The 23,053-nt window shown below is 65.9% G+C and carries 12 protein-coding genes and 2 rRNA genes; 9 read left to right on the top strand and 5 right to left on the bottom strand.

The features are described 5' to 3' along the window. Positions 1-15: 15 nt before the first annotated feature. The 4 genes from ABYF38_RS02475 to ABYF38_RS02460 all read right to left on the bottom strand — a co-directional run bounded on the left by ABYF38_RS02475 (position 16) and on the right by ABYF38_RS02460 (position 5,979). Positions 16-3,069 carry an FtsX-like permease family protein gene (locus ABYF38_RS02475; RefSeq protein ID WP_371152543.1) on the bottom strand — a complete coding sequence of 1,018 codons (3,054 nt, stop codon included), beginning with the start codon at positions 3,067-3,069 and terminating at the stop codon, positions 16-18. Next, positions 3,069-3,800 (bottom strand): ABC transporter ATP-binding protein, encoded by a 732-nt coding sequence (locus ABYF38_RS02470; RefSeq protein WP_371152542.1) that lies wholly within the window; start codon positions 3,798-3,800, stop codon positions 3,069-3,071. Before ABYF38_RS02470 ends, ABYF38_RS02475 begins: the two co-directional genes overlap by 1 nt. An 80-nt stretch (positions 3,801-3,880) precedes the next feature. After that, positions 3,881-4,543: a response regulator gene (locus tag ABYF38_RS02465; protein WP_371152541.1), complete on the bottom strand. Its 663-nt coding sequence runs from the start codon at positions 4,541-4,543 to the stop codon at positions 3,881-3,883. 2 nt (positions 4,544-4,545) lie between these two features. Beyond that, the gene (locus tag ABYF38_RS02460) at positions 4,546-5,979 is read right to left on the bottom strand and encodes a sensor histidine kinase (protein ID WP_371152540.1); all 1,434 of its coding nucleotides are present in this window, start codon (positions 5,977-5,979) and stop codon (positions 4,546-4,548) included. A gap of 286 nt (positions 5,980-6,265) precedes the next feature. Between ABYF38_RS02460 and ligA the strand changes: the two genes are divergently transcribed. The 3 genes from ligA to ABYF38_RS02445 all read left to right on the top strand — a co-directional run bounded on the left by ligA (position 6,266) and on the right by ABYF38_RS02445 (position 10,704). Then, positions 6,266-8,680, top strand: a complete 2,415-nt coding sequence (gene ligA / locus ABYF38_RS02455; RefSeq protein WP_371152539.1) for an NAD-dependent DNA ligase LigA — start codon at positions 6,266-6,268, stop codon at positions 8,678-8,680. 300 nt (positions 8,681-8,980) lie between these two features. Beyond that, the gene (locus ABYF38_RS02450; RefSeq protein WP_371152538.1) at positions 8,981-9,667 is read left to right on the top strand and encodes a hypothetical protein; all 687 of its coding nucleotides are present in this window, start codon (positions 8,981-8,983) and stop codon (positions 9,665-9,667) included. A gap of 290 nt (positions 9,668-9,957) precedes the next feature. Next, on the top strand, positions 9,958-10,704 hold the full coding sequence (locus tag ABYF38_RS02445; RefSeq protein ID WP_371152537.1) for a hypothetical protein: 747 nt from the start codon (positions 9,958-9,960) through the stop codon (positions 10,702-10,704). Between the two features lie 489 nt (positions 10,705-11,193). On the opposite strand, the gene ABYF38_RS02440 is transcribed toward ABYF38_RS02445, so the two are convergent. Continuing rightward, positions 11,194-12,480 (bottom strand): phospholipase D-like domain-containing protein, encoded by a 1,287-nt coding sequence (locus ABYF38_RS02440; RefSeq protein WP_371152536.1) that lies wholly within the window; start codon positions 12,478-12,480, stop codon positions 11,194-11,196. 45 nt (positions 12,481-12,525) lie between these two features. Between ABYF38_RS02440 and gatC the strand changes: the two genes are divergently transcribed. The 6 genes from gatC (at position 12,526) to ABYF38_RS02410 (ending at position 22,968) form a co-directional block, all read left to right on the top strand. Next, entirely contained in the window at positions 12,526-12,825 is a 300-nt protein-coding gene (gene gatC / locus ABYF38_RS02435; protein ID WP_371152535.1) for an Asp-tRNA(Asn)/Glu-tRNA(Gln) amidotransferase subunit GatC, read from the top strand. A gap of 38 nt (positions 12,826-12,863) precedes the next feature. Further along, on the top strand, positions 12,864-14,324 hold the full coding sequence (gatA, locus tag ABYF38_RS02430; RefSeq protein ID WP_371152979.1) for an Asp-tRNA(Asn)/Glu-tRNA(Gln) amidotransferase subunit GatA: 1,461 nt from the start codon (positions 12,864-12,866) through the stop codon (positions 14,322-14,324). Between the two features lies 1 nt (position 14,325). Beyond that, a complete protein-coding gene (gatB, locus tag ABYF38_RS02425) occupies positions 14,326-15,822 on the top strand; it encodes an Asp-tRNA(Asn)/Glu-tRNA(Gln) amidotransferase subunit GatB (protein WP_371152534.1) in 1,497 nt (498 codons plus the stop codon). Between the two features lie 210 nt (positions 15,823-16,032). Then, a complete protein-coding gene (locus ABYF38_RS02420) occupies positions 16,033-17,418 on the top strand; it encodes an NAD-dependent malic enzyme (RefSeq protein WP_371152533.1) in 1,386 nt (461 codons plus the stop codon). A gap of 472 nt (positions 17,419-17,890) precedes the next feature. Further along, positions 17,891-19,432, top strand: a 16S ribosomal RNA gene (locus ABYF38_RS02415). A gap of 425 nt (positions 19,433-19,857) precedes the next feature. After that, a 23S ribosomal RNA gene (locus ABYF38_RS02410) occupies positions 19,858-22,968 on the top strand. The 16S and 23S rRNA genes sit together here, the layout of an rRNA operon. Positions 22,969-23,053: the final 85 nt, after the last annotated feature.

Raw genomic sequence — 23,053 nt, 5'->3', positions numbered from 1 at the left:
CCGCCGCAGCCCTACCTAGCTGCTTTGCCTGGCCTGCTTGCCGAATGGGAGGGAGGCCGCCAGCACGGCGGCGCATACCCCGGCCGCCAGCGCTGCGGCCATCGTTATTCCAACCATGTCCCAGGGAACGTCGGGCACAAAGACCCGCGTGCGCGACAGCACGGTGTAGCTCCCCAGTAGGCCAAGCGGGATCCCGCCCAGGACGCCCACGCTCACGCCCACCCCGGCCAGAACCAGGCCCTCGATGGCGAGCATGAGGCGGACCTGGCGCCGGCTCATGCCAAGGGCGCGCAGGGTGGCGAGCTCGTCTCGCCTCTCCACCACGGACAACATCAGGGCGTTGGTAACGCCCACGAAGGCGATGACGACGGCGATGGACAGCAGCCCCACCAGCAGGGTCAGCACCCGGTCGATAAGTATGTGGTAGGCCTGCATCTTGGCCACCGGTCCCTCGATCTGGGGCATCTGGCCGTTGGTGCGTTCGGCGATCTTGGGGCCCACCTGCGGCAGCAGGTCCTGGGCACGGTCCTGGTCAACCTGAACCAGGATCCGGCTGTTTTGCAGCGGGGTGCGCTGGTTGGTCAGGGTGGGCAGCGAGGTGGATTCGCCCGCCCCCAGCGTGGCCGGCACGGGCGCAGCGTCGAGGCTGAATCGCTCCTGCGTGTGCAGGCTATCCACGTCCACGTTGATCACGGGCGTGTAGTAGACCGTGCGCACCACCAGCGTCGGGGCGCGGCCCCAGTCGAGGGACAGGATGTGGGCTCGCGTTGCCTGGAGCATTGCCGCGATCTCCCGGTTCAAGCTCGCCAGCTGTGCCTCGCTCGCTGCGGCTTCGGCGGCCAGCACCTCGAGCCCTGCCTCGGTCCCCGCCTCGACTCCTACCTCGAGCCCTGCCTCAGCCCCCGCCTCAAGGACAGATTCCTCCAGGAGGGGGGCCGTCGCGTCGGACTGGCCAGCGCCGTATTGGCCACCGCCGTACTGGTCACCGTCGGACTGGCCAGCGCCGGCGTGTCCCCCGTCGCCGGGACCGAGCTGGTCGGCAACGTACTCGAGGGCGGTGAGGTAGAAGGAGGGCCCGCTGACCGGGAAGTAGAGGTCGGCGGGGGAGACAAGCACCCCGTCGACGATCTTCGGCTCGCCTGGCGGCGCGGCCAGTGGGGCCACCATGATGGCCTCGCCGTCGCTGAGGCCCAGGGTCTCGGCGTGGTCGACGGAGAGCAGCAATTCCCCGGGCAGGGGGAGGGCCAGGTAGGCGTCGGAGGACACCTGGGCGATCTGCTCGGACCGCCCGACGCTCAGCGTCCCGTATCCCACCTGCTCGCCGTGCGTGAGGCGGAGCGCGATTGGTGCTTCGTGGGTGGCCGCCACGGCCTCCACGCCGGGCAGGTTGGCTATGGCGGCGAGGTCGGCGTCGTCCACCGCGTCAACGTGGTAGGCCTCGATGTCGAACGGGTTGGAAGCAGTGAATAGGTAGGTGAGGGAGCTGTGGGCGGTGCGCGCGCCGGTGGCCACGCTCACCGCCAGGGACACGCCCACCACGACTGCTCCGATGGTGGTGCCCGCACGGGCAGAGGAGCGGGTGATGCTGAGTAGCGCGATCCGCGTGCTGGCCCGCAGTCTGCTCCCCCCGGCGTGCTCCAGTAGGGGCTTGGCCGCCCGGATCGCCCACACGAGTGCGGGGTGGGAGGCGATGATCAGGCCCGCCATGAGGGGGACCGCCCCGCCGATTCCCATCAGGGAGAGCGTCACGAATCCCTCGCTGCCCAGGTTCAGGTAGCTGTTTGCCGCCTGCGCAACGATGAGCAGCATGCTCACCCCGGCTGCCACCAGGGCGCCGCCAAAGAGCAGGGTCTTGCTGGACGACGTTTCCTGGGACTGTGTGCGCATCGCGGCCAGCGGCGAGGTGCGGGAGGCCCGCCGCGCGGCGGGCAGTGCGGCCCCCACGGTGATGGCGATTCCAGCCAGGAGGGGAACCAGCACGGAGGTGGGGGTGACCAGCAGGCCGGGGGCCGATAGCCTGATCCGCTCGTGGCCCTGGGCCACCATGGCCGCCAGCTGCCCAATCAGGTGGCCAGCGGTGACGCCGATCGCGCTGGCGGTGCCGCCCAGCAGGAGGGCTTGGCGCAGCACCTGGTTGCGCAGCTGCCTGCGGGTGGCCCCCATGCAACGCTGGATGGCCAGCTCCCAGGTGCGGCGGGTGATCAGCACGTGGAAGGTGGTGGCCACCACCAGCCCGGCCACGGCGACGCCGAGGGCGGCGAAGCTGAGGGTGAGGGCGTCGGTGAATCTGTCCGTGCCGGTGTAGGCCAGCAGCCGGTTCTCCGCCCAGGACTGGGCGGTGTAGACCACCGTGTCCGCCCCGAGGCGTTCGCGCAGTCCCTGGGCCACGTTCTCGGGGTGGGAGCCGGAGACGGCGACGAGGATCGTGGCCCACTGGGAGATGGAGACGTCCTCGCTGGTGAACTGTTCGATGTGGGCAAAGTCCTGTGGGTTTACCAGCGCGGGGATCTGGTTGGTGGCGAACGAGGACGGCGGGGCCAGCGTGGTCCGGTAGGTCAGGTTCAGGTAGCGGGTCTGGCCCGAGAGGTCCTGCAAGTGCAGGCTCACCGGCTCACCCAGCTCCAGGTCCAGCTCTGCGGCCGTCACGGCGGTTAAACCGATCTCGCCCGGCAGGGGGCTGTGCCCGTGCTGGATGGCAACGGTCTCCAGCTCCGGGACCGGGGCGTTGGCCTGCAACTCCACGGAGGCGAGCGTCTCAACCAGCTCGTCCTGCCGCACCTGGGCGGGGGGCTGCTCGCCCGGCTTGCTCAGCGCACACCAGATGGTGTGGACCCGGTGGGCGGCGCTCACGCCCGGTTGGGTGGTGATGACCGAAAGGTCGGGGATTGGGTGGGCGGGCTCCACCACCACGGCGGCCTCGCCCAGGCCCGCCGTCATCACGTTGTTCAGGCTGCGCCCCACCTGGCCCATGCCGAGTAACAGGGTGGACAGGAAGGTGGTTGCCAGCGCGACCGCCAGCGCCGCCCCCCAGAGCGAGGAGAGCTGCCTGCGCAGCGGGGAGGGGCCCATTAGTTGTAGGCCCCCTGCCCAAGGGCCTCCAGGCCGGCCAGCACTGAGGTGGTGGTCGGGTTGACTATGCGGCCCACCAGGAGACCGTCGGCCAGCAGCAGCACCTCGTCGGCGTAGGCGGCGGCGGCCGGGTCGTGCGTCACCATCACCACGGTCTGCCCCAACTCACGCACCAGCGTGCGCAACAGCGCCAGCACCTCGCTGGAGGAACGCTGGTCCAGGGCGCCGGTGGGCTCGTCGGCAAACACCACCTCGGGCTGGTTGACGATGGCACGGGCGATAGCAACGCGCTGCGCCTGGCCGCCCGCCAGCTGCTCTGGCAGGTGCTCCAGCCGCTCGGCCAGGTTGAGCGTCGCCACCACCCGCTCCCACCAGGCCTCGGTGGGGGCGGTGCCCGCCAGGTCGCAGGGCAGGAGAATGTTTTGCCGCGCGGTCAGGTTGGGCAGCAGGTTGAACTGCTGAAACACGAACCCGACCCGGCGGCGGGCCATGGCCAGGGCGTCGTCGTCCATGTCGGTGAGGCGCTGCCCGCCCAGCTCCACCTCGCCGGAGGTGGGCTGCGCGATCCCGGCCAGGATCTGCAGCAGGGTGGACTTGCCGGAGCCCGAGGGGCCCATGATGCAGGTGAACTTGCCGGCCGGGATCTCCACGTCCACCCCGCGCAGGGCGTGCACGGGGACCGCAGAGTTGAATTGCTTGGTCAACCCCTTGCCAGAAACAGCCGATCGCATGCTTGCACCTCCTGACAAGACGCTAACTCTTGCGGGGCCGCCGCCCCATCCGACCAGGGTGGGACGCCCGCGTCGCGCAGTTACGCCCCAGGGTGCACCAGGCCCAGCTCGTAGGCCGCGACCACTGCCTGCACCCGGTCGCGGGCCCCCAGCTTGGCCAGCACCCGCCCCACGTGGGTCTTCACCGTCGCCTCGGCGACGAACAGGTCAGCGGCGATCTCGGAGTTGGACTTGCCCCGGGCCATCAGCACCAGCACCTCGCGCTCGCGGTCCGTCAGGCTGTCCAGCAGCGGGGAGGGCTCTTGGGGCGTGGGCAGGTGGTTGGCCACGTGAGCCAGCAGGCGGCGGGTGGAGGACGGCGCGATCACTGCATCGCCGGCGTGGACGGTGCGGATCGCCTCCAGCATGTCCTCCGGCGGGGCGTCCTTGAGGAGAAAACCGGAGGCCCCGGCACGCACGGCCGCCAGCACGTACTCGTCCAGGTCAAAGGTGGTCAGGATGATGATGCGCGGGCTGTCGCCGCGCTCGGTGATGAGCTGGGTGGCCTCCAGGCCGTCCATCTCCGGCATGCGCACGTCCATGAGGACCACGTCAACGGGGTGGTCCTTGAGGAGCCGCACTGCGGAGGCGCCGTTGCCCGCCTCGATCACCACCTCCATGTCCGGCTGGGAGGAGATCACCAGCGAGAATCCCGCCCGCACCAGCTGCTGGTCGTCCACGATCGCTACCCGGATGGGTTCCACTGCTAGTCCTCCCTTGGGGCCGGCTGGTCGGCTCGGTCTTGGGCAATGCTACCGAGCGGGTCGGGGGTCTTCCCCGCCCCTTCGGTCCCGCCCGCCGGTACGTCTGCCGCAGCCGGTGCTTCTGCCGCAGCCGGGGTTTTGGCCGTGGCGGCCCCTGCGGGGGGCGTTCCCGTGGGGACGGGCCGGGGCGGCAGCGTCGTCCCTGCACCGTCCGCTCCCTGGCCGGAAGTCAGCGCGGCGTGGGACAGGGGGATGTGGGCGCGCACGCGAAAACCGCCGCCGGGCTTGGCCCCCGCGTGCAGCGAACCACCAAAGGCCGCCACGCGCTCGCGCATGCCCACCAGGCCGTGTCCCTTGCCGTCGTTCTCCACACCGGCGCCGCGGCCGTCGTCGTCCACAGTCACCTCCAGGGCGGAGTCGGTCCAGTTGACCACCACGGTGGCACTGGCCGCCGGGCCGGCGTACTTCAACGAGTTAGTCAGCGCCTCCTGGACTAGGCGGTGCACGGTCAGGCCCAGCCCGGGGGCGAGCACCTGGGAGGTTCCCACGCGCACGATGGAGGTGGGCAGGCCCGCGTCCACCACGGTGGCCACCAGGCTGTCCAAGTCGTCTTCCATGGGCTGGGGCAGGCGCTGCAGGGCGTCCTCGTCCGGGCCGCGCAGCACTCCCAGGATCGCCCGCATGTCCTTTAGCGCGGCACGGGAGATCTCCGCGATGGTGGTCAGCGCGCGCTCTGCGGCCTGCGGGTTGGTGGCGGCGGCGTAACGTCCCCCGTCCGCCTGGGCGATCACCACGGAAAGGGAGTGGGCCACGATGTCGTGCATCTCCCGGGCGATGCGGGTGCGCTCGGTGGCACTGGCGGCGAGCGCGGCCTGCCCGGCGGCCTCCTGCACCAGGAGCTGCTCCTGCCTGGCCCGCTGGGCCGCTGCGGTCCCGACGCGTCGCCGCATGCCGAGCAGCACCGCAGTGGTCAGGATCAGGGCGTTGTAAAGGGCGAAGAAAAGGGCAGAAGCGTCAGACGTCCCGTAAGCCAACAGCAGGGTGGCCGCAGCGGCCAGGGCCCCGCTAAGGACGAATCCGGTCAGGGCCAGCGCGGTCCCTAAACGGTAGGCCGCCTGGTAGAGCACCAGGGGCAGCAGCACGGCCGCCGGCACGAACCAGTTTGTGGATACCAGCCCCAGCGCGGTCACCCCCAGCACGGCAGTCAGCGGCACGGCGGGCAGCTTGCGCACGAGCGCGCAAGAGAACGCCGCCAGCAAGGAGAGCACCACCATCGGTAGGTCGATGGGCATCTCCCAGGGGACGGAGACCAGCAGCCTCTGCTCGTAAGCGAGCAACGCCAGGGCGGTGGCGGTCAGCGCCGCGACGGCTATTGCCCCATCGCGCGATTCCAGTGGGAGCAGCGAGGGGCGGGAGGGAGCGGCCGGCTTGTGCACGGGCTCAGCCTAAAGGGGGCCGTGGCGCCGGGACATGCACCCTGGGGTGCAGTTGCTGGCTCGTTTTGTCAGACCACGGCCTGACCCGGCGGCGCCCCGACCCCGGCGTGCCCCGCCCCCGGCGGGTGTTCACCCCAGCGTGTCCCTGGGGTCGGCGCGGCAGGGCCGGGTGCGCGATGATTGGGGAGGCTCGCGGTTGGCGCTCAGCGCTAATCGCATGGGGGCCGCAGGCGAGGGGCCCCTTGGTGCCGCTCTCGCCGATGGGTTGAGTGGAGAGGCAGGGGAAGTGGACCACCTGGTTGACGCCGAGAAGCGGGCGGGCGAGCTGCGCCAGATGATCGCGCAGGCGCGCGGGGTCTACTACCGGCCCGAGGGGGACGCGGCCGAGCCGCTCTACTCCGACGCCCAGTACGACGCCGCCGTGCGCGAGCTGCGTGACCTGGAGGCGCGCTTTCCGCAGCTGATAAGCCCGGACTCGCCCACGCAGACCGTGGAGGAGCCGCTTGCCGACCGCGGCGAGGTGGCCGCCACTGAGAGCGGCGGCGGGGTGGGGGAGGCGGGCGGAGCGTCGGCCTTCGCCCCGGTGGTGCACGGGGAGAGGATGCTCTCGCTGGAGGACGTGTTCGACTTCGACGAGGTCGCCGCCTGGGGCGAGCGCGTCGGCGCCACCACGCTGACTGCGGAGCCCAAGATCGACGGCCTGGCCGTCTCCATCACCTACGAAAACGGCGTGCTGGTGCAGGCCGCCACGCGTGGGGATGGCCGCGTGGGGGAGGACGTCACGGCCCAGGCTCGCACCATCGCCAACCTGCCGGCCTCACTGGCGGGCGGTCCGCATCCGGCGCACGTGGAGGTGCGCGGCGAGGTCTACATCCCCGTGGCGGAGTTCGAGCAGTTCAACGCCGCGCGCGCCGCAGCCGGGGAAAAGACCTTCATGAACCCGCGCAACGCGGCGGCCGGTTCGCTGCGCCAGAAGGACGCGGCGCAGACCGCCAAGCGGCCGCTGCGATTCCTGGCCCACGGGGTGGGCGCCCTGCGCCTGGAGACGGCAGGGGACGACGCTGCCTTCGCGCCGCCCCCAACGCAGAGCGGTTGGTATGCGCTCCTGGCGGCCTGGGGGCTGCCCACCATCCCGGGCACGCGGGTGGTGAGCGGCAGCGCGGGTGCCCTGGACTACATCAGGGAGCTGGGGGAGGAGCGCGCCCTCCTGCCCTTCCTGATCGACGGGGTGGTGTTGAAGGTGGACGGCCTGGCCGAGCAGGAGGAGCTGGGCTTGACCTCGCGCACCCCGCGCTGGGCGGTGGCCTACAAGTACCCGCCCCAGGAGGTGCACACGCGGCTGCTGGACATCGCCGTGGACGTGGGGCGCACGGGGCGGGTGACCCCCTACGGGGTGATGGAACCGGTGCTGGTGGACGGTTCGATGGTTGCCCGCGCCACGCTGCACAACGGTTTCGAGGTGGCCCGCAAGGACGTGCGCATCGGTGACACGGTGGTGCTGCGCAAGGCCGGGGACGTGATCCCGGAGATCCTGGGCCCGGTGGAGCGGGCGCGCACGGGCCACGAGGTCGTCTTCGTGATGCCCACCAATTGCCCGGCCTGCGGGGCGGTGCTGGCGCCCACGAATGAGGGGGAGAAAGACCTGCGCTGCCCCAACGTGGCCCTGTGCCCGGCGCAGCTGCGCGGGCGGGTGGAGCACCTGGCCTCGCGCGGCGCCCTGGACGTGGAGGGCCTGGGGGAGGAGGGAGCGCGGGCCCTGACCAACCCGGACGCCAACCGACAGGACGCCGTAGACGCGCTGCTGCGCGGGGGAGCGCTCTGGATCGACCGCGAGGCCCACTATCTGCGCGCGCCAGAGGGCGTGGACCCGGCGGACTGGGACGTGGCCGAGCGCACCGCCGCCGCCCACGCCCTGCTCGACCGCCTGGCACCGGTGCAGGCTGCGCCCCTGACCAGCGAGGCGGGGATCTTCCACCTCACCCCGGAGGACCTACGCCAGGTGCGCATCTTCCGTCCCGCCGTCGGCAAGGGGGCCGGGGAGAACGACGTGGCCTGGGTGCGCGCCTTTTGGACCACCCCGTCCGCGCCGCGCAAGGACGGCAGCGTGGCCAAGCCCTCCGAGCTGTCCAAGTCCGCCGCCGCCCTGCTGGCCAACCTGGCGGCCGCCCGCACCAAGGAGCTGTGGCGCTTCCTGGTGGCCTTGTCCATCCGGCACGTGGGCCCGGTGGCGGCGCGCGCGCTCGCGGCCCGCTTTGGTTCCCTGGCGGCCATCGAGGAGTCGATTGCGCTCCACGACCTGGTCGAGCTGGCCGACGTCGAGGGCGTCGGGCCGATCATCGCGGCCTCCCTGCGGGACTGGCTGGCCACCGAGCGCGGCCAGCAGATCATCGCGGCCTGGCGCGAAGCCGGGGTGGAGTTGGCCGACGCTCCGCTCGCCGAGTCTGAAGAAGCGGCGCCCCAAACTCTGGCCGGGTTGACGATCGTCGCCACCGGGGCGCTGCAGGGCTACACGCGCGACTCAATCGGGGCCACGATCGCACTCCACGGCGGGAAGGCAGCGTCGTCCGTGTCTAAGAAGACCGACTACGTGCTGGCGGGCGAGAAGGCGGGCTCCAAGCTCACCAAGGCGCAGACGCTGGGGGTGCGGGTGATCGACGAGGACGAGTTCGAGGTGCTGCGCAGCGGGGGCACGCTGGACTAGCTGCCCAGGTTGGGCGTGGGCACCGGGCGAAGGTGCGCGGTACTGGGCTGCTGGTCGGGTGGGCGGCTGGGCGAAGGTGCGAGGTACTGGGCTGCTGGTCGGGTGGGCGGCTGGGCGGCGGTGCGCGGTAGGGCGGGGATTTGCTCACCTGTTGGACTGGCCGCGAAGGGCCGGAAAAATGCGCCTTAGCAGACGGTGACGCTTGTCATGGAGCGTGTGAATCTCGCAACCAGACCCCGGAAACGGCCTATTTTGTGCAAGTATTCGTTAGGCATCTACCTCGTTTGAAAGGGATCCGATATGTCTTTCCCCGCTCCCGGCCAGGGGCCGCAGCAGCCGATGGTTCCTCAGCAGCCGCAGGCTCCCGCCCCGGCTTTCAACTTCGGCGCCGTGATGGCTGACGCCAAGCAGCGCTGGCTCCTCCTCGCTGGTGCCGCCGGCGTATTCGTCGCGCTGGGCTCCTTCCTCCCCTGGGCGTCCGCGAAGGTTTTTGGTGAGACGATCAACGTCAACGGCGTCAGCGGCGAGGGCAAGTTCACCCTGATCCTGGGCTTGATGCTGGCCGTCTACGCCGGCCTGAAGGTCTTCAAGCCGGAGATCCTGAAGGAGCAGTGGGGCGCCCCGGCTTTCATCGCTGTCGCGGCTGTTTCTCTGCTGATCACCATCGCCTCCATGATGTCCATCAAGAGCGAGGACACCTTCGGTGTCATCTCCTACGGCTACGGTCTGTGGCTGACCTTCTTCGCCGCGATTGCCGCCGTGGCCTTCTCGGTCCTGAACTTCTTGGCCAACCGTGGCGCCGCTCCGGCCGCAGGCCCGGTGCCGCAGGTTCCCACCACCCCCTTCACCGCTCAGCAGCCGCAGGCCCCGGGCTACCCGATGCCGGGTCAGCCCGTACCCGGCCAGCCTATGCCGGGAGTCGCCCCGCAGCAGGGCTTCCCGCAGGCCCCGCAGCAGCCCCAGCCCCCGGTTAACCCGCAGGGCTGATCCCAACTAACCGCGCTTCCGAGTCCCCGCCCAGTAGGACGGAAAGAGCGGAAGTCGAAGTGAGGTGGGGGCGAGCAGAAGATGCTCGCCCCCACCTCGCTCATTTGCGCGCCAAGCGGCGAAAGCGCGTTCTGCCGGTCTTGTTGGCATGTGTGCAAGCGGCGAAAGCGAGTTCAGCCGGCCTTGGTGGCGCGTGTGCAAGCGGCGAAAGCGAGTTCAGCCGGTCTTGGTGGCATGAGCGCAAACGTGGGAGCATATTCGGGCTTTAACTGAATCGAAAGGTGCGTCGAATGACCTTCCCCGCTCCCGGCCAGGGTCCCCAGCAACCGCAGGCCCCGATGGTGCCGCAGCAGCCGCAGGCTGCCGCCGCTTCCTTTAACCTCTCCGCCGTGATGGCCGACCCGAGGTCCAAGTGGGTCTTCCTGACCGGCGCAGCGAGCGTCGTACTCGCCCTTGCGGCGTTTATGCCGTGGGCCAATGCCAGCTTCCTGGGCACCACCATTCAGGTGAGCGGTACCTCCGGTGATGGGATGCTGACCCTCATCCTTGGTACTGCCATGGCGGTGCTGGCGGGCCTGAAGACGTTCAAGCCGGAAGTCCTGAAGGGCTCGTGGGTCGGCTACACCCTGATCGGCCTCTCTGCGGTGTCCCTGCTGATCCCGGTGGTCTCCTTTTCCAACTTCGCTTCCAAGGACACTCGCGGGATGGTCTCGATCGGCTTCGGCCTGTGGCTCACCTTCCTGGCCGCAGCAGCTGCCGTGGCCTTCTCCATCCTGAACTTCCTGGCGACCCGTGGCGCGGCGGCGCAGGTTCCGGCGCGGGGCTTCGCCCAGCCTGCGGGCTACCCGCTGCCGGGGCAGCCGGTCGCGGGCGTTGCCCCGCAAGCCCAGGTGCCGGGTGTTGCCCCGCAGCAGGGCTTCCCGCAGGCTCCCGCTCAGAGCGTCCCGCAGGTTCCCGCGCAGGGTTTCCCGTCGGTGCCGGGCACCGTGCCGCAGGCTCCGCAGCAGCCCCAGCCCCCGGTGAACCCGCAGGGCTGATCCCCGGCGTGCGGAAGCGGTGGCGGGGTGAGTGTCAAACACTCACCCCGCCACTTCTTGCGTTTCTGGGCGGGCCGTTTCGAGCGGTCGTTTCTCGCCCGCCCTAACGGCCGGGGCTGCCGGGGCCTGGAGGAATCGGGAGAGGGCTGGTGCCTGAGCCACTTGTATGAGCGCTGCGCTGATGCCCGGGCGTCGTCGTGCTGCCCGGGTGGCGCGCTGCCCGGATGACGGCGAGCGTGAATCTCGACGTTCGCCCTTTCAACTCGACGTTTGGCCTTTCAACTCGACGATCCCGACCTGGTTTACGTCGAGATTCGGCACCAAACGTCGAGACGGGCCCCCGAACGTCGAGATTCGCCCCCAAACGTCTAGATTCGAGCACAGGAGCAGCGCCTTGCTCGGTGCCGAGCACCTCCGCCCGGCGGTTCCAACCCCGACACGCCGAGCCTGCACACACATTTCTGCAGCTAACCCGCGCTTCGGGTCGGCCTAGATCAGGGGCGCGAAAGGCCGCAGCAGCCGCTCGCCGACGCGGTGGATGAGCGGGCGGTTGTCCCATTCCTCCAGGGTGAGGCGGCGTGACTGGCTGAGGTCCCGCAGAAAGACCGCCTCCATGTTTTGCGCCTGGCCGTAGTCGAAGAACTCCAGGTTGACCTCGTAGTTGCCGCGCAGGCTGAGACGGTCGATGTTGGCGGTGCCGATGGTGGACCAGCGGCCGTCCACGGTGGCGGTCTTTGCGTGGATCATTGCGCCCCGGTAGAGCCACAGCTCCACGCCGGCCTCCAGGAGGCGGGAGTAGTGGGAGCGGGCCACCCAGTCGGCGACCACGTGGTTGGAGATCTCCGGCACCAGCACCTTCACGTCCACCCCGCGCCTGGCGGCCGCGATGAGGGCGTCCAGGATTTCCTGGTCGGGGATGAAGTAGGCCTGGGTGATCCAGACGCGGTCGGTGGCCCGCTCGCACGCGTCGATGTACAGGCCGCGGACGGGGAAGAGCCATTTAGTGGGGGTGTTCTGGGCGGCGCGGATGCGGGCGTTCCAGGATCGGGCTCCTGCGTCGGGCAGGGCGGGCAGCTTGCCGCGCCGGTGCTCGTTCCAGAAGTCAACGAAGGCGTTTTCGAGCTCCCAGGCCCCCTCGCCCTGCACGCGCACGTGGGTGTCGCGCCACTCGGCGTGGTACAGGCTGCCGATGTTGTAGCCGCCGGTGTAGCCGTCCACGCCGTCCACCACCAGGATTTTGCGGTGGTCGCGGCCAAAGTGGCGCAGGGAGAGGGAGAGCATTCCCCAGTTGAAGGTGGGGAAGCGCAGCACGTGCAGGTTGGCCATCTTGGGGAAGGCGAACAGGCGGGGGTCCACCACCCAGTTGCCGAAGGCGTCGTAGATGATCCGAACGTCAACGCCGCGCTTGGCGGCCTGGATGAGCTCGTGCTTGAACTGCTCGCCCCATTCGTCGCTCTTCCAGATGTAGGTCTCGAAGTAGATGTGGTGCTTGGCCGCGCGAATGGAGGCGAGCATGGCCTCGTACAAGGCCCGGGCATCGGTGTAGGTGGTGACGCAGTTGCCGGCCACGGAGGTGGCCTCGGGCGGGCCGGTGAGGAACGAATCAGCGGTGACCTTGCGGCGCTTTCGCAGGTGATCGTTGATCATCACGGTGGCAAGGGTGACCGCCTGGGCGGCGGCGATGCTGCCGATCCACCACTTGGCTGCGCGGGTGATGGTGCGCGGGCTGGGTGGGGTTAAGAGTTTGCGTGCAAGGCGGTAGCGCCACGATGTCATGGTGGTAACTCTATGCAATGGCTGGCTGACACTAGAATCGAGCCCATGACCACGTTCACCACCGGCGAGGTGCACCGCTTGGCGGGCCTCGCGCGCATTGCAATGACAGACCAGGAGGCGGCCAAGCTGGCCAGCGAGCTGGAGGTGATCGCCAACTCTGTGGCGCGAATCAACCAGTTTGTGGGGCCGGACGTGCCGGCCACGTCTCACCCGATTCCGCTGACGAACGTCATGCGTGAGGACGTCGTAGTGCCGACGCTGTCCCAGGAGGAGTCCTTGGCGATGGCGCCCGCCAGCGAGGATGGGCGTTTCTTGGTGCCGCAGATTCTGGGGGAGGACGCGTGAACGAGCTGATCAAGCACAGTGCGGCCAAGCAGGCCGCGATGCTGGCCGCCGGTGAGGTGAGCTCGGTTGAGCTGACCCAGGCGCACCTGGACCGTATCGCTGCGGTGGATGGGGAGGTGCACGCGTTCCTGAACGTGAGTGGGGAGGATGCCCTGGCGACGGCGGCGGACGTGGACGCTCGCCGCGCTGCGGGCGAGGAGCTGCACCCGTTGGCTGGTGTGCCGGTGGCGGTGAAGGACGTGGTGGTCACGAAGGGCCAGGTGACTACGGCGGCATCGAAGATGCTGGAGGGTTGGATTCCCCCGTACGACGCGACGCTGGTGAAGAAGCTGCGCGCTGCGGGCATGCCGATCTTGGGCAAGACGAACATGGACGAGTTCGCGATGGGCTCGTCCACGGAGCACTCCGCGTTCGGCCCCACTCGCAACCCGTGGGACCTGGAGCGCATTCCTGGCGGTAGTGGTGGTGGATCGGCCGCTGCGGTGGGCGCGTTTGAGGCGCCGCTGGCGGTGGGCACGGACACGGGTGGTTCGATCCGTCAGCCGGCGGCGGTGACGGGCACGGTGGGCGTGAAGCCCACGTATGGCTCGATTTCCCGCTATGGCCTCATTGCGATGGCTTCCTCGTTGGACCAGGCCGGTCCGTGCACGCGCACCGTGGAGGACGCCGCGTTGTTCCACGAGGTGATGGGCGGTCACGACCCGCTGGATTCCACCTCGCTGCCGATGCCGTGCACGGGTTACGTGGCGGCGGCGCGTGACACCTCCTCCTTGGAGGGCGTGCGCGTGGCGGTGGTCAAGCAGCTGACGGGCGAGGGCTACGAGGAGGGCGTGCGCGCCTCCTTCGAGGAGTCCCTGGACCTGCTGCGTGAGGCGGGTGCGCAGATCGTGGAGGTGGACTGCCCTTCGTTTGAGATCGCGCTGGACGCCTACTACCTGTTGATGCCGGCGGAGGTTTCTTCCAACCTGGCGAAGTTTGATGGCATGCGTTATGGCTTGCGTGTGGAGCCCGACAATGGTCCGGTGACGGCAGAGCGCGTGATGGCCGCTACGCGTGCGGCCGGTTTTGGTGACGAGGTTAAGCGCCGCATCATCTTGGGCACCTACGCGTTGAGCGCCGGCAACATTGACCACTATTACGGGGCGGCGCTGCGGGCTCGTACGTTGGTGCAGCGTGATTTCGCGAAGGCCTTTGAGCAGGCCGACGTTCTGGTCTCGCCTACGGCGCCGACGGTGGCGTTTAAGTTCGGCGCCAAGGTGGATGACCCGATGGCGATGTATTTGAACGACGTCGCCACTATCCCCGCCAACCTGGCCGGCGTGCCGGGCATGTCCTTGCCGTCGGGCCTGTCTGAGGGCCTGCCGGTTGGTTTCCAGATCCTGGCGCCGGCGTTTGAGGACGCCCGCCTGTACCGCGTCGGTGGCGTGCTGGAGCGCGCCCTGGAGTCCAAGTGGGGCGGCCCGCTGCTGGCCAGCGCCCCGGCCCTGAAGGAGAACTGAGATGACGGACCTGCTGGACTACGACGAGGTCACCGCCCGCTTCGACCCGGTGCTGGGCATCGAGGTGCACGTGGAGCTGGGGACGGCCACGAAGATGTTTGATGGCGCCCCGAACGCGTTTGGTGGCGAGCCGAACGAGTACGTCACTCCGGTGTCGCTGGGTCTGCCGGGCACTCTGCCGGTGGTGAACGCGACGGCGGTGCGTTACGCGGTGATGATCGGCCTGGCGCTGAACTGCAAGATCCGCGAGTCTTGCCGTTTTGCCCGGAAGAACTACTTCTACCCGGACGTGCCGAAGAACTTCCAGACCTCCCAGTACGACGAGCCGATCGCCTACGACGGCTACCTGGACGTGGAGCTGGAGGACGGCGCGGTGTTCCGCGTGGAGATCGAGCGGGCGCACATGGAGGAGGATGCCGGCAAGAACACCCACGTGGGTGGTTCGGCCGGTCGCATCCAGGGGGCGGACTACTCGCTGGTGGACTACAACCGCGCCGGCGTGCCGCTGGTGGAGATCGTGACTCGTCCCGTTGCCGGGGCGGGGGAGCGGGCCCCCGAGGTGGCGCGCGCGTACGTGCAGGCGTTGCGGGACATCTTCCGCGCGTTGGGCGTGAGCGAGGCCCGCATGGAGCGCGGCAACGTGCGTGCGGACATTAACGTCTCGCTACGCGAGGGAGTGGACGCGCCGCTGGGCACTCGCACGGAGACCAAGAACGTCAACTCCTTCCGCGCGATCGAGCGGGCGGTGCGTTTTGAGATGCAGCGCCAGGGCGCGATCCTGGCGGGTGGCGGCAAGGTGGTGCAGGAGACGCGCCACTGGCATGAGGATACGGGTACCACTTCTGCTGGCCGCGAGAAGTCTGACGCGGACGACTACCGCTACTTCCCCGAGCCGGACCTGGTGCCGGTGGTGTGCACGCCGGAGTGGGTGGAGGAGGTGCGCGCCTGCCTGCCGGAGATGCCGGCGGTGCGCCGCCGCCGCCTGCAGGAGGAGTGGGCTTGCACCGACCTGGAGATGCGCGACGTTCTGAACGCCGGCGCCCTGGACATCATCGAGGCGACCGTGGCGGCTGGTGCCGGCGCTGCGGCCGCCCGGAAGTGGTGGCTGGGTGAGCTCTCCCGCGAGGCCAAGGAGCGCGGCGTGGCGCTGGAGGAGTTACCGGTTGGTCCGGCCGACGTTGCAGAGCTGGCCGCCTTGGTGGACAAGGGCGAGTTGAATGACAAGCTGGCGCGCCAGGCGCTGGCCGGCATGCTCGCCGGCGAGGGCAGCGCCGCTGAGGTCGTGGCAAAGCGCGGCCTGGCGGTGGTGAGCGACGACGGCGCCCTGCGGACCGCAGTCGAGGAGGCGCTGGCCGCGCAGCCCGACGTGGCGGACAAGATCCGCTCCGGCAAGGTCGCGGCCGCCGGTGCGATCGTCGGCGCGGTCATGAGGGCCACCAAGGGGCAGGCCGACGCCGCCCGCGTGCGCGAGCTGATCATGGAGGTCTGCGGCGCCTGAGCCGTTCCGCACTAGGCGGGAGCGTCCAGTAACTGGACGCTCCCGCCTAGTGATTTTCGCCTGGCTGTGGGCGGTGACTGCTTGGGGGCGGGCGGGAAAACGTCGTCCACAAATGACACGCGCGAAATTGTGGGCCTTAGGTACTAGCCAATCGGGGGGTGGGCGCGCCAATATCGGGGCGAACATCACGTCTTCATGTGAGGAGCGAGCATGGCTCAGCCATCCCCCAGTTACACCGTTGTACTGCGACTGGAGGCCAACGCCTCGCAGGCCGACGCCAGCAAGATCGTTGACCTGGTGGCCGCCACGGGCGCCGTCATCACTGGCCTGGACGTCACCGACGCGGAGGGCGGGCGCATCTCCTACGACCTGACGTGCGACGCGCGCGACTCGGTGCACCGCCTGGAGATCGTCTCCATCCTGGAGGGCGTGGACGGGGTGGAGGTCACCTCGGTGGAGGACTCCACCTTCCTGGCCCACCTGGGCGGCAAGGTGGCCATCCACTCCAAGATTCCGTTGCGCAACCGCCGCGACCTGTCGCGCGCGTACACGCCTGGTGTGGCGCGCGTGTGCAAGGCCATCTACGACACTCCCTCGCGTGCCCGCGAGCTGACCATCAAGCGCAACACGGTCGCCGTGGTCACCGACGGCACCGCGGTGCTGGGCATGGGTGACATCGGGCCGGAGGCCTCCCTGCCGGTGATGGAGGGCAAGGCGCTGCTGTTCAAGGAGTTCGGTGGCGTGGACGCCTGGCCGGTGCCGCTGGCCACCAAGGACGTGGACGAGATCGTGGCGATCGTCAAGGCGATCGCGCCGGCCTACGGCGGCATCAACCTCGAGGACATCTCCGCGCCGCGCTGCTTCGAGATCGAGGAGCGCCTGCGCGCCGAGCTGGACATCCCGGTGTTCCACGACGACCAGCACGGCACGGCCATCGTGACCCTGGCGGCGCTGATCAACGCGCTGAAGGTGGTCGGCAAGCGCATCGAGGACGTTCGCATCGTTATCTCCGGTGTGGGCGCGGCCGGTTCCGCCATCGCCAAGCTGCTGATGGCGCAGGGCGCGCGCGACATCGTGGGCTACGGCCGCTCCGGGGCGCTGAGCGCGTCCGACACCGAGGGCATGAACCCGCACCGCAAGTGGCTGGCGGAGAACACCAACCCGCGCGGCGTGACCGGTTCCCTGGAGGAGGGCCTGAAGGACGCCGACGTGTTCATCGGTGTCTCCTCCGGCAACCTGTTCCCGGCCGAGCTGGTGGGCACCATGGCCAAGGACGCGATCGTGTTCGCGATGGCCAACCCGACCCCGGAGACCGACCCGATCGAGGCGGCCAAGTACGCGGCCGTGGTGGCGACGGGCCGCTCCGACTACCCGAACCAGATCAACAACGTGCTGGCCTTCCCAGGCCTGTTCCGGGGTCTGCTGGACGCGGGCGTCTCTGACATCACCATGGAGCTGCTGCGCGTGGCGGCCGTGGCGATCGCGGAGGTGCTGGACGACAGCGAGCTCAGCCCGGCCTACATCATCCCGGGTGTGTTCGACACCCGCGTGGCCAAGGCCGTGGCCGGGGCGGTGCGTCGCTCGGTCGAGGCCTGAGCCGGAAGGGCGAAGGCCCGGCGGTTGAAGCCTGGTGGGCGGGGTGGCAAGCCACCCCGCCCACCAATTTTCGTTGCGATTCCGGGGAAAATGGGGCGTGTGTTGCGTGCCACGTGGATCGGAGTTGACACGGCTGCGGAAACTGCGTAAATTATTCACTCGCTGCCGGGGAGCACGGCTTCCGGGAAGCGAGCAGTGAATCTGAGGCCTGCGGGCCACGGAGGAGCGATCAACAAGCCATCTTGTTGGGGTGCTGGTTCTGTTTGGGGCTGGTGTTCTGGTGGGTGTGGGTGTTGTTTGGGAACTCAATAGTGTGTGGTTTGTTTTTTGTTTAGTGTTTGTTTTTTGGGCTGACTGTTTTGGTTGGTCTGTTTTGTTTGCCTGGCCTTTTTGGTTGGGTGTTGTTTTTGTCAGGGTTTCTGGCAGGGGCTTTGGCTGGCTGGCTCGTTTGTGGGTTGGTTGGTTTTGGTTTTTGTTGGAGAGTTTGATCCTGGCTCAGGACGAACGCTGGCGGCGTGCTTAACACATGCAAGTCGAACGGGATCCAAGCGAGCTTGCTTGTTTGGTGAGAGTGGCGAACGGGTGAGTAACACGTGAGTAACCTGCCCCCTTCTTTGGGATAACGACCAGAAATGGTTGCTAATACTGAATATTCACGCATGATCGCATGGTTGTGTGTGGAAAGGTTTTTCTGGTGGGGGATGGGCTCGCGGCCTATCAGCTTGTTGGTGGGGTGATGGCCTACCAAGGCTTTGACGGGTAGCCGGCCTGAGAGGGTGACCGGTCACACTGGGACTGAGATACGGCCCAGACTCCTACGGGAGGCAGCAGTGGGGAATATTGCACAATGGGCGAAAGCCTGATGCAGCGACGCCGCGTGAGGGATGACGGCCTTCGGGTTGTAAACCTCTTTCAGTAAGGACGCAGGCCTAGGCTTTTGTTTGGGTTGACTTTACTTACAGAAGAAGCGCCGGCTAACTACGTGCCAGCAGCCGCGGTAATACGTAGGGCGCAAGCGTTGTCCGGAATTATTGGGCGTAAAGAGCTCGTAGGCGGTTTGTCGCGTCTGTCGTGAAAACCCACAGCTTAACTGTGGGCTTGCGGTGGGTACGGGCAGGCTTGAGTGCGGTAGGGGAGACTGGAATTCCTGGTGTAGCGGTGGAATGCGCAGATATCAGGAGGAACACCGGTGGCGAAGGCGGGTCTCTGGGCCGTTACTGACGCTGAGGAGCGAAAGCATGGGGAGCGAACAGGATTAGATACCCTGGTAGTCCATGCCGTAAACGTTGGGCACTAGGTGTGGGGGCTGTTTCCATGGTTCCTGCGCCGTAGCTAACGCATTAAGTGCCCCGCCTGGGGAGTACGGTCGCAAGGCTAAAACTCAAAGGAATTGACGGGGGCCCGCACAAGCGGCGGAGCATGCGGATTAATTCGATGCAACGCGAAGAACCTTACCAAGGCTTGACATACATCCAGAGTCTGCAGAGATGTGGGCGCATTTAGTTGGGGGTGTACAGGTGGTGCATGGTTGTCGTCAGCTCGTGTCGTGAGATGTTGGGTTAAGTCCCGCAACGAGCGCAACCCTTGTCTCATGTTGCCAGCACGTTATGGTGGGGACTCGTGAGAGACTGCCGGGGTTAACTCGGAGGAAGGTGGGGATGACGTCAAATCATCATGCCCCTTATGTCTTGGGCTTCACGCATGCTACAATGGCCAGTACAGAGGGTTGCGATATCGTAAGGTTGAGCGAATCCCTTAAAGCTGGTCTCAGTTCGGATTGGGGTCTGCAACTCGACCCCATGAAGTCGGAGTCGCTAGTAATCGCAGATCAGCAACGCTGCGGTGAATACGTTCTCGGGCCTTGTACACACCGCCCGTCACGTCACGAAAGTTGGTAACACCCGAAGCCCATGGCCTAACCGTTTGGGGGGAGTGGTCGAAGGTGGGACTGGCGATTGGGACGAAGTCGTAACAAGGTAGCCGTACCGGAAGGTGCGGCTGGATCACCTCCTTTCTAAGGAGCAACTTTTTCCACCTGCCGGGCTGGGACGCGTTTTTGTGTGTTGGTTTGGTGTTTGTGGGTTTCCTGGTTGTTTGTTTCAGGCGCGTGTTGTGTCTGGCTTCTGGGGGGCTTGGTGGGTTGCTTTTAGTGGAAAAGACACTAGACACACTTTCCTCGTGTCTGCTTGGTCCTTGGGGCTTTTGGGTTCCCGGGGCTGGGTTCGGGGTTGGTGTAGTGGAGAACAGGCCGCATGCTATTGGGTTTCCAGGCCACACTTGTGGTTTGGGTGTTTTGACTACTTGCTGCTGAGCAGGCCTTGGGTTTTTTTGGTTTGGTTTGGTGGTTTGTTGGTTGGTTGGTTTGTAACTGTATAGTGGGTGTGAGCATGATACGTAGTGTTGTGTTCATGGTTTATTGTTTTCTGTATTAGTGTTTTGTTTGTAGTTTCTAAGAGCATTCGGTGGATGCCTTGGCACTAGGAGCCGATGAAGGACGTGGTAGTCCGCGATAGGCCTCGGGGAGTTGACAAACGAGCTTTGATCCGAGGGTGTCCGAATGGGGAAACCTGGCCAGAGTCATGTCTGGTTACCCGCGCTTGAATATATAGGGCGTGTGGGGGGAACGCGGGGAAGTGAAACATCTCAGTACCCGCAGGAAAAGATATTCCGTGAGTAGTGGCGAGCGAAAGCGGATGATGGCTAAACCATGTTCGTGTGATACCCGGCAGGGGTTGCGGATGTGGGGTTGTGGGACGCGTGCGTGTCTGGTCTGCCGGCCAGTGGTTCCAAGCGTGGTTGTAGGTGAATGGTTTGGGAAAGCCAGCCGTAGACGGTGAGAGCCCGGTAACTGAAACGATCATTGCTTGTGTTCGGTGCGTGTTCCCGAGTAGGACGGGGCCCGTGAAATCCCGTGTGAATCTGGCAAGACCACTTGCTAAGCCTGAATACTACCTAGTGACCGATAGCGGATCAGTACCGTGAGGGAATGGTGAAAAGTACCCCGTGAGGGGAGTGAAATAGTACCTGAAACCGGATGCTTACAAACCGTAGGAGCCCTCTTTTGTTGGGGTGACTGCGTGCCTTTTGAAGAATGAGCCTGCGAGTTACTGGTATGTGGCGAGGTTAACCCGGGTGGGGAAGCCGTAGCGAAAGCGAGTCTGAATAGGGCGCTTGAGTCGCATGCCGTAGACCCGAAGCGGAGTGATCTACCCATGGTCAGGTTGAAGCACGTGTAAGAGCGTGTGGAGGACCGAACCCACTTCAGTTGAAAATGGAGGGGATGAACTGTGGGTAGGGGTGAAAGGCCAATCAAACTCCGTGATAGCTGGTTCTCCCCGAAATGCATTTAGGTGCAGCGTCGCGTGTTGCTTGCTGGAGGTAGAGCTACTGGATGGCTGATGGGCCCTACAAGGTTACTGAGGTCAACCAAACTCCGAATGCCAGTAATGTTAGCGCGGCAGTGAGACTGCGGGGGATAAGCTTCGTAGTCGAGAGGGAAACAGCCCAGATCACCGGCTAAGGCCCCTAAGCGTGTGCTCAGTGGGAAAGGATGTGGAGTTGCAGTGACAACCAGGAGGTTGGCTTAGAAGCAGCCACCCTTGAAAGAGTGCGTAATAGCTCACTGGTCAAGTGATTCCGCGCCGACAATGTAGCGGGGCTCAAGCACACCGCCGAAGCCGTGGCAACAACACAAAACCCACACACCACATAGTGGGTGTGCAGGGGTGTTGTTGGGTAGGGGAGCGTCCCACGTGGGGTGAAGCTCATCTGGAAGGATGGGTGGACTGCGTGGGAGTGAGAATGCAGGCATGAGTAGCGAAACTAGGGTGAGAATCCCTAGCGCCGATTGACCAAGGGTTCCAGGGCCAGGATCATCCGCCCTGGGTAAGTCGGGACCTAAGGCGAGGCCGACAGGCGTAGTCGATGGACAACCAGTTGATATTCTGGTACCGGCGAAGGACCGTCCATGGTGAGCCTGGTAGTACTAACCACCAACCCAAACCATCCACACCTTCGGGTGTGGGTGGGGCGGGCTCGTGGGACCGATACCAGTAGTAGCCAAGCGTATTAACAGGGGTGACGCAGAAAGGTAGCCACCGCGGGTCTTATGGCATGGCCCGTCTAAACACGCAGCCCGTTACCCAGGCAAATCCGGGTAACACCAGGGTGAGGTGTGATGGTGACCCACACTCGTGGGAAAGCAGGGTGATCCTATACTGCCAAGAAAAGCCTCGACGCGAGGGACTAGCCGCCCGTACCCCAAACCGACACAGGTGGTCAAGTAGAAAATACTAAGGCGACGAGATAATCATGGTTAAGGAACTCGGCAAAATGCCCCCGTAACTTCGGGAGAAGGGGGACCTGGAACGTGAAGCCCCTCGCGGGCTAGCGCGAAAGGTCGCAGAGAATAGGGAGAAGCGACTGTTTACCAAAAACACAGGTCCGTGCGAAGTTGCAAAACGATGTATACGGACTGACGCCTGCCCGGTGCTGGAAGGTTAAGAGGAAAGGTCAACCCTCGGGTGAAGCTTTGAATCCAAGCCCCAGTAAACGGCGGTGGTAACTATAACCATCCTAAGGTAGCGAAATTCCTTGTCGGGTAAGTTCCGACCTGCACGAATGGCGTAACGACTTCTCTACTGTCTCAACCATGAACTCGGCGAAATTGCACTACGAGTAAAGATGCTCGTTACGCGCAGCAGGACGGAAAGACCCCGGGACCTTTACTATAGCTTGGTATTGGTGCCCGCTTCAGCTTGTGTAGGATAGGTGGGAGACTATGAAACCAACACGCCAGTGTTGGCGGAGTCATTGTTGAAATACCACTCTGGTTGAAGCGGTCATCTAACCTCGGTCCGTAATCCGGACCAGGGACAGTGCCTGGTGGGTAGTTTAACTGGGGCGGTTGCCTCCCAAAAAGTAACGGAGGCGCTCAAAGGTTCCCTCAGTCTGGTCGGCAACCAGATGTCGAGTGTAAGTGCACAAGGGAGCTTGACTGTGAGACTGACAAGTCAAACAGGTACGAAAGTAGGAACTAGTGATCCGGCACCACCTTGTGGAAGGGGTGTCGCTCAACGGATAAAAGGTACCCCGGGGATAACAGGCTGATCTTGCCCAAGAGTTCATATCGACGGCATGGTTTGGCACCTCGATGTCGGCTCGTCGCATCCTGGGGCTGGAGTAGGTCCCAAGGGTTGGGCTGTTCGCCCATTAAAGCGGTACGCGAGCTGGGTTCAGAACGTCGTGAGACAGTTCGGTCCCTATCCGCTGCGCGCGTAGGAAACTTGAGAAGACCTGTCCCTAGTACGAGAGGACCGGGACGGACGAACCTCTAGTGTGCCAGTTGTACCGCCAGGTGCACCGCTGGTTAGCCACGTTCGGAAAGGATAACCGCTGAAAGCATCTAAGCGGGAAGCCTGCTTCAAGACCAGGTCTCCAAACACACAAGTGTTGAAGGTCCCCCGCAGACCACGGGGTAGATAGGCCAGACGTGGAAGCGTGGTAACACGTGAAGCTGACTGGTACTAATCGACCAAACAACTACAAACACACAAACAACACACGAAACAACAAACCCGAACACAACACCACACGCTCACACCCCCTATACGGTTACAAACCCACCAAGGGTTAA

It is taken from the genome of Buchananella sp. 14KM1171, from assembly GCF_041380365.1.
Lineage (GTDB): Bacteria > Actinomycetota > Actinomycetes > Actinomycetales > Actinomycetaceae > Buchananella > Buchananella felis.
This window is presented reverse-complemented; position numbering and strand designations above follow the sequence as displayed.

Excerpts from the sequence above, each read along its gene's own strand:
- ABYF38_RS02475 (WP_371152543.1), bottom strand. The coding sequence starts at position 3,069 with ATGGGCCCCTCCCCGCTGCGCAGGCAGCTCTCCTCGCTCTGGGGGGCG.
- ABYF38_RS02470 (WP_371152542.1), bottom strand. The coding sequence starts at position 3,800 with ATGCGATCGGCTGTTTCTGGCAAGGGGTTGACCAAGCAATTCAACTCT.
- ABYF38_RS02450 (WP_371152538.1), top strand. The coding sequence starts at position 8,981 with ATGTCTTTCCCCGCTCCCGGCCAGGGGCCGCAGCAGCCGATGGTTCCT.
- ABYF38_RS02445 (WP_371152537.1), top strand. The coding sequence starts at position 9,958 with ATGACCTTCCCCGCTCCCGGCCAGGGTCCCCAGCAACCGCAGGCCCCG.
- ABYF38_RS02440 (WP_371152536.1), bottom strand. The coding sequence starts at position 12,480 with ATGACATCGTGGCGCTACCGCCTTGCACGCAAACTCTTAACCCCACCC.
- gatC (WP_371152535.1), top strand. The coding sequence starts at position 12,526 with ATGACCACGTTCACCACCGGCGAGGTGCACCGCTTGGCGGGCCTCGCG.
- gatA (WP_371152979.1), top strand. The coding sequence starts at position 12,864 with ATGCTGGCCGCCGGTGAGGTGAGCTCGGTTGAGCTGACCCAGGCGCAC.
- gatB (WP_371152534.1), top strand. The coding sequence starts at position 14,326 with ATGACGGACCTGCTGGACTACGACGAGGTCACCGCCCGCTTCGACCCG.
- ABYF38_RS02420 (WP_371152533.1), top strand. The coding sequence starts at position 16,033 with ATGGCTCAGCCATCCCCCAGTTACACCGTTGTACTGCGACTGGAGGCC.